Origin of the sequence: Exiguobacterium sp. s145, from assembly GCF_018618835.1 — a bacterium.
Classification (GTDB): Bacteria; Bacillota; Bacilli; order Exiguobacteriales; family Exiguobacteriaceae; genus Exiguobacterium_A; species Exiguobacterium_A artemiae.
In genome coordinates this window covers 39,781-46,750 of record NZ_JACSMV010000025.1, presented here as the reverse complement: position 1 = coordinate 46,750, position 6,970 = coordinate 39,781, and the positions used below count along the sequence as shown (strand labels likewise).

At 48.9% G+C, this 6,970-nt stretch carries 5 protein-coding genes; 3 read left to right on the top strand and 2 right to left on the bottom strand.

Annotated elements, in window-relative coordinates:
- Nucleotides 1–130: 130 nt before the first annotated feature.
- Nucleotides 131–553 (bottom strand): CBS domain-containing protein, encoded by a 423-nt coding sequence (locus KNQ07_RS14530; protein ID WP_012371366.1) that lies wholly within the window; start codon nucleotides 551–553, stop codon nucleotides 131–133.
- A 176-nt stretch (nucleotides 554–729) separates the two neighbouring features.
- Here KNQ07_RS14530 and KNQ07_RS14525 point away from each other — a divergent pair, with 176 nt between their 5' ends.
- From KNQ07_RS14525 to KNQ07_RS14515, 3 genes are all read left to right on the top strand, one after another.
- Nucleotides 730–2,973: a methyl-accepting chemotaxis protein gene (locus KNQ07_RS14525; protein WP_214767521.1), complete on the top strand. Its 2,244-nt coding sequence runs from the start codon at nucleotides 730–732 to the stop codon at nucleotides 2,971–2,973.
- 168 nt (nucleotides 2,974–3,141) lie between these two features.
- Nucleotides 3,142–4,296, top strand: coding sequence for a helix-turn-helix domain-containing protein (locus KNQ07_RS14520; protein ID WP_214767519.1), 1,155 nt, complete (start codon nucleotides 3,142–3,144; stop codon nucleotides 4,294–4,296).
- Nucleotides 4,297–4,317: 21 nt separating this feature from the next.
- Nucleotides 4,318–5,511 carry a CDP-glycerol glycerophosphotransferase family protein gene (locus KNQ07_RS14515; protein ID WP_214767517.1) on the top strand — a complete coding sequence of 398 codons (1,194 nt, stop codon included), beginning with the start codon at nucleotides 4,318–4,320 and terminating at the stop codon, nucleotides 5,509–5,511.
- Between the two features lie 80 nt (nucleotides 5,512–5,591).
- Here KNQ07_RS14515 and rlmD read toward each other — a convergent pair whose 3' ends face one another.
- Complete coding sequence (gene rlmD / locus KNQ07_RS14510) at nucleotides 5,592–6,956, bottom strand: 23S rRNA (uracil(1939)-C(5))-methyltransferase RlmD (protein ID WP_214767515.1); 1,365 nt, start codon at nucleotides 6,954–6,956, stop codon at nucleotides 5,592–5,594.
- Nucleotides 6,957–6,970 lie beyond the last annotated feature (14 nt).

The following is a 6,970-nucleotide window of genomic DNA, read 5'->3' as shown; positions in this document are numbered from 1 at the left end:
CATGCAAAAACACCTCCGATATTAGTACTTTTTAAAAGTGTACCACTCCGAAGGTGTTTTATATTGTCTCAAAATTTTAGGTTAGCCCATTCCCACTTTTCGTGAAAATCAGTGCTTTTTATACTAGATTTTAGTATTGAACGTTCTCGCGTGCCACTTTTTTAGCAAAATAGTCAATGATGTCACGGCGACGAATGATGCCGATAAAGTGTTTCCCGTCATCGATGACCGGTACGAAATTTTGATCGGTGATGACTTCAATCATCTCTTCCATCTGTGCTGTGATCGAGACCGGTTTGTACCGGACACGCTGTTTGATATCCGTTAAACGGGTTTGTAGAACATGATCGTAATCCGCATGTTCAAGATTTTTTTCAAGTGCCCACAGGACATCCCCTTCCGTCAGGGTTCCTGCATATTTTCCTTTGTCATCAACGAGTGGGACCGATGTGAATCGATGATGTTTCATCTTTTCAAGTGCTTGTCTGACCGTTGATTCAGGATCTAAGTATTTCACTTCGTCTTTTGGTAATAAGAAAAAAGCAATATTCATGTTCGTTCCTCCCTAGCCACTCTGTGACACCGCTTCTATTTTATCATGAACTCAGGTTTCGTTCAGTTCCCAAATCATGAAAATCTCCCCACAATTCCTTCATATTTAGTACTACCCTTCCGATAATCAGAATAGACAGATTTTAAAGACTATTTAAAAAGATAGGAGAATTACATATGCGTCTTCCGATTACACGCCGGCTTTTCATCGGGTTGATTTTACTGCCCGCTCTCACGTTAGGAGTCTCGACCTGGTTTTCATATAATCAGACGAGTCAGACTGTCGAACGGTTGGTCGATTCGACCTCCCAAACGGCCTTAAAACAGCTTGAGCAATCCTTCTCCCGTATCATCGATGACACAAAAAAAGATACGACCCTGTTGGCCGGTCTCCCGTTTAACCGGACGAACGGACAACTGCCGAGTTACATAAGCAATACACCGGAACCGGGAGCGGAACTCCCGTCCCAAAAAGCGAAAGACATCTACAGCGTCCTCGAAAAATACGGTTCATCCAAAATCGAAAATTCCTTTGTCCAATATGCGGATACCAAGGGCGGTTATTTAAATTGGCCGAAACAGGAAGCCGCGTCGGGATACGATCCACGCCAGGACGTCTGGTACAAACAGGCGTTGGAAAATTCGAGTACGGTCGCGATGAGCGAACCGTACTATGATCAAGCTACCAAGCTTTCGGTCATCGGTTTTTCAAAAGCAGCGCTCGATGATCAGGCGAATATCAAAGGTGTCTTATCCGTCTATAAAAGTGTCGACCGGTTATCGGAAGACATGAAACGGATTGAAATCGGTCAAAAAGGATTTGTCTTCAGTTATACAAAAGACGGTCAGATCGTCACGCATCCGAATAAAAACTATTTCTTTAAGAAAGTCGACCAGTTACGCGAAGATGGAAAAGCGTATTTCGAAGCCCCTAAACAAATGATCAGTCAGGAATCCGGTTCGACGATCATGGAGGTCGGCGGAAAAAAATCCGTCGTCATCTGGCAACTGTCCTCGAAGACGGGCTTTAAACTGGCGGTCGTTCTCGATTATGCCTCGTTGTATGCTCCTAAGGACGCAATGCTGACACAATCGTTGATCAACTTCGTCATTGCAATCGCCTTGGCGACTTTAATCGCCTGGCTCATCGGCCGTTCCATCAATCGGCCGTTAGCCGGTCTTCGCCGTGAGGCGTTAGCCATCGCAAGCGGTGATTTACGCACAACGAACCGCCCGAAACGCTGGATCCGCGATGAACTGTCGGATCTCGGCGAAAACTTTGACGCCATGCGCCAAAAGCTCCGGCAAACAATTACAGCGATGACCGAGTCCGCCGGCACCGTCCGGGATGCTTCGCACGATTTATCGTCAAATGCCGTTCATGTTCAAAATGCATCGGTTCAAATCGGACAGACAATGGAAGAAATTGCTGCTGCCGGTGAAACGCAGACGAAACAAGCGGAACGTTCTTCCCATGCGGTTTACGGTGTCAAGGAACGATCGATCGCAATGCAGACCGCTGCTACCGAAACGCTGACCGAAGTCGCATCTGTCGCCTCTGCCGCGACACGTGGCAGTCGCCTGACGAAACAGACTATCACGGATCTGTTACAGCATTCTGATTCATTGGAACAGGAGATTCAAAATACATCCGACTTCCTCGGCAAACGCTCTGAAGAAATCGGCAAGATTCTCGGAACGTTACAGGCCATCTCTAGTCAAACCAATCTCTTGGCTTTAAACGCGGCCATCGAGGCGGCACGTGTCGGGGAACAGGGACGCGGGTTTGCCGTCGTCGCGAGTGAAGTGCGGAAACTGGCCGAAGAAAGTGATCAGTCCGCGAAACAAATCAAACAGTTACTCGATAACATCCAACATGAAACGCAGACGGCGATGGGTGCGATGAACGGCGTCATGGATGACTTAAAACACTCGCTAGAATCGGTCAAGACGACCGGAGTCGATTTCGAACAGATTGCCGGGTCCGTCCAGCATGTCTCGAACCGGACAGAATCTTTGACGGGAGATATCAGTGCCCTGACTCATGCGACCGAAGAAGTTTCTGACGCGATGGGAACGATTCTTGCCTTGACGGAAGAAAATGCTGCCGGCATCGAGACGAGTGCCGCAAGCATCCAGGAAACAAATGCGACGATCGAAGCCGTCACGACAGCAGCGGCTCATCTCGCGCAAATCGCAACGGAACTCCATGCCTTGACCGTCGACTTCCAAGTCGATGAACCGATCGACGGGGACGAACTTCTCCCTCCGGCTGAAACATCTGAACCACTCGTACACGACCTGTCTTACGACGAAGTAGCGGCTTCACTCGAGGAACATGCTGAACCCGAGCAAACGTCAAAGGACGATGAATCGGCTGATTCGGCTGACTCAGACTCTTCTGACGATGCTCCCCGGTAAACGATTTTCCTTCCAACTCAAAAAGACATCAACCGCCTGAACAAACGGGCCGTTGATGTCTTTTGTTTTTTTAAATGTCTTCTCGGCTTCAAATGATTCTTGCTATACAATCATCGGGACACGACGTAAACTGAAAACAACACGTTTTTAAAGAACGGAGGAACTCCAGTGTCGCCCTTATCAACAGAAGATTTGATTCAAATCGCGGAAAGTCTTTACGGGACGACGGGCTTTTTTGTTTCGTACCAGTCCCTGACCGGTGAGAAAATGGATATCAGTCCGGCCGCGCCTTCGCATCCGAGCCTGTTATCGATCGAACAGGAATGGCCGGCACCGGATCAGACACCGCTCCTGTATACCTTAAAAGATGGAACGGCTTACCTGTTTATTCCCGTCCAGGAACAAGGACAGTACCGGATCGGTCCGGTCTTACTGCAATCGGCTCTGTTCCGTGCGCACATTCAGGATGAAGCGTTCCATCAATTTTATAAAGCCTTGACCCGGACGACGGAAAACCGGTTGATCGACTGCGCTCATCTGGTCCACCGTTTACTGACCGGCCAGCAACTCGCTAAACGGGACATCCGAACCGAATCGGAAAGCGAAGAGCAGGAAATTCCGCTGATTGCCGATGTTTCCCCTCATACTGCAACGACTGCCTACATCAAGGCCTGGGAGCGGGAACAGCAGATCATCGAGTGGATTTCCTCCGGACAAAGCGAACGCTTGGCGACGACCTACTCTCTACCCGCTTACGGTGAATTCGGATCACTTGCGCGTCACCAGCCGTTACGGGCTGAAAAAAATCTGTTGCTCGGCACAGTGTTGTTGAGCGCCCGGGCTGCGATTAACGGCGGGCTGGAACCGGATGAAGCCTTTATGCTCAGCGACCGGATGATTGAATCGATTGAAGCGGCAACCAGTATTTCCGAGCTTCGTAACCGCCACGTCCGGATCACGGTCAGCTTTGCAGAGGCCGTCAAACAGATTCAGGAGTTGCGCCATTCGCCGCACGTACTCGCCGCGATCCGTTATATCCAGCAGCACTTGTATGATCCGTTATCGGTCTCGTCGATCAGCCAGGCGATTCACGTTTCATCAAATTATTTATCCGTCCTGTTCAAGGAAGAGACGGGACTTCCGCTCGCACGTTACGTCATTCGTGAACGGATTCGTGAAGCGAAACGGCTGTTGCGTTCGACGGATGATTCCCTGCTGACGATCTCGAACAAGTTACATTTCTCGAGTCAAAGTCATTTTAGTCAGGCGTTCAAACAGACGACCGGCGAGACACCGACTCATTACAGACAACATCATTTTTAATCTTTTTTAAAGGAGTATGACATGACACAGCTACTTACGAAAATCCGCCGCAAGAAAATCCATAAAGGATTGCTTCTCTATCGGCTGTTTCAACAGCTTCCGGTTCAAAAAAATCTTGTCCTGTTTGAAAGCTTTTTAGGTCGCGGGTATTCGGATAATCCGAAAGCGCTCTACCTGACACTTCAAAAACAGCGTCCGGAACTTCAGCTCGTCTGGATTTTTGCCAAAGAACCGAACGCCGCAGTCAAGGCAGCTTGTCCGAACTGGGTATTGCGGAACAGCCCGAAATACTATTACCTGATGGCCCGGGCGCAGTACTGGATTTTCAATACGCGTCAGCCGCTCAGCTTAAAAAAACGACGGGAAACGATGTATTTACAGACCTGGCACGGGACTCCTTTAAAACGGCTCGGACTCGACATGGATGAGGTCCATATGCCGGGTACGAATACCGAACAGTACAAAAAGAACTTTTCTGCCCAGGCCAAGGAATGGAACTATCTGCTTTCACCCAATCTCTATTCCAGCGCCATTTTCAAACGGGCCTTTGATTTCCGGGGACTGCTTCTTGAAACCGGTTATCCGCGAAATGACCTGTTGTATGCACCGGACCGTCAGCAACAAGCCGAGCAAATCAAACAGTCACTGCGATTGCCTCCCGGTAAAAAAGTCATCTTATATGCACCGACCTGGCGGGACGACGAGTTCGTAAAGAAAGGCCAGTACCGGTTTAATCTCAAACTGGATTTGGAACAGATGCAATCCCGTTTAGGTGACGATTACATCGTTCTGTTACGGATGCACTACTTGATTGCGGAACACCTCGACTTGACGGCGTTTGACGGCTTTGCATACGACGTGTCCGCTTACGGCGATATCGCGGAGCTGTATCTGATCAGTGATCTGTTGATTACAGATTACTCGTCCGTCTTCTTCGATTATGCTCACTTGAACCGTCCGATGTTATTCTTTACGTATGATTTAGAGAAATACGCTTCCGTCCTCCGAGGATTCTATTTTGATTTTGAAGCGGTCGTTCCCGGTCCACTGTTAAAAGAAAGTGATCAGGTCATCGATTATATCGAAGACATTGCAACACAGTCCAAACAGTACGAAGAGAAATACACCGCGTTCCAGGAACGCTTTTGCAGCCTCGATGACGGGAAAGCCAGTCAACGGGTTGTTGATGGATTGTTTCGCGCTGAAATCAAATAAAAAATCACATATAAAAAAGCGAGAATCTCTTACCGAAAGATCGGTAAAGGGATTCTCGCTTTTTGTTAATTTAAGAGAACTTAGTTTTCTTCACGCACGAACAAGGCAACGCTCTCGACGTGTGTCGTATGCGGGAACATATCGACCGGTGTGACTTCCATCAGCTTGTAGCCGAGTTCAGCGAGAAGCTTCGCGTCACGCGCTTGTGTTGAAGCGTTACAAGAAACGTAAACGATCCGCTTTGGCGCGACTTCAGCAGCAGCACGGAGGAATTCTTCGTCACAGCCTTTACGCGGCGGGTCAACGACGATGACGTCCGGCTTGATGCCGCCTTTAACGAGTGCCGGCATGACCGTTTCTGCCGTTCCGTATTCGAACGAGACGTTATCGATGCCGTTAGCTTTTGCATTCCGGCGTGCGTCGTCAATCGCTTGCGGTACCATTTCAATGCCGTAGACGTGTTTTGCCTTTTGGGCGAGCGATAATGAAATCGAACCGATTCCGCAGTACGCATCAACGACGATTTCATCGCCTGTTAATTGCGCGTATTCCAGCGCTTTTCCGTACAGTTTTTCCGTTTGCAACGGATTGACCTGGAAGAACGAATGCGGTGAAATTTCATACGTCAATCCGGCGATTTGATCGCGGATGACAGACGGTCCGTGTAAGACGATGTTCCGTTTTCCGAGGATGACATTCGTCTCATCCGGGTTGATGTTTTGCTGGATCGATGTAACGTTCGGGACAGCTTTTAAGATGCCTTCGACGATTTTATCAGCACCGCGCAATTGTTTGACCTTCGTCACGAGGACGATCATCAATTCGTTTGTGTGGTACCCGTGGCGTGCCATGATGTGACGGATGACACCGCTGTTTTTCTTTTCATCGTAAGCTGGAACCTTCAGGTCAGCCAGTACTTTGCGGACAGCTTGGATGGCATCGTCGTTCTCTTTATTTTGGATCAGACAGTAATCCATATCGATGATCCGGTGACTGCGTTTTTGATAAAAACCAGCCATTAACTTGTTGGATTGGAACGCGACCGGGACTTGTGCCTTGTTGCGGTAACCCCATGGATCTTCCATGCCCATCGTTTCGTGGACCGGAATCTCAAGACCGGCAAGACGCGCGAACGCATCACGGACACGGTTGTGTTTGAATTTCAGTTCCGCCTCATACGAGAGGTGCTGCAACTGGCAACCGCCGCACTGGTTATAGACCGGGCAAGGCGGCTCGACACGATCGACACTCTTCGTTTTTTGACGGATGATCCGTCCGAAACCGTATGATTTCGTCGTTTTTGTAATTCTGATTTTGACTTGTTCCGTCGGCAAAGCACCGGGAATGAAGACCGTGTAGCCGTCAATCCGGGCAACTCCTGAACCGTCGTGCGTCAAGTCGACGATATCGACAACGTGCTCATCGTTTTTTTGTACTGGAATCATATTGTTTTCCTCCT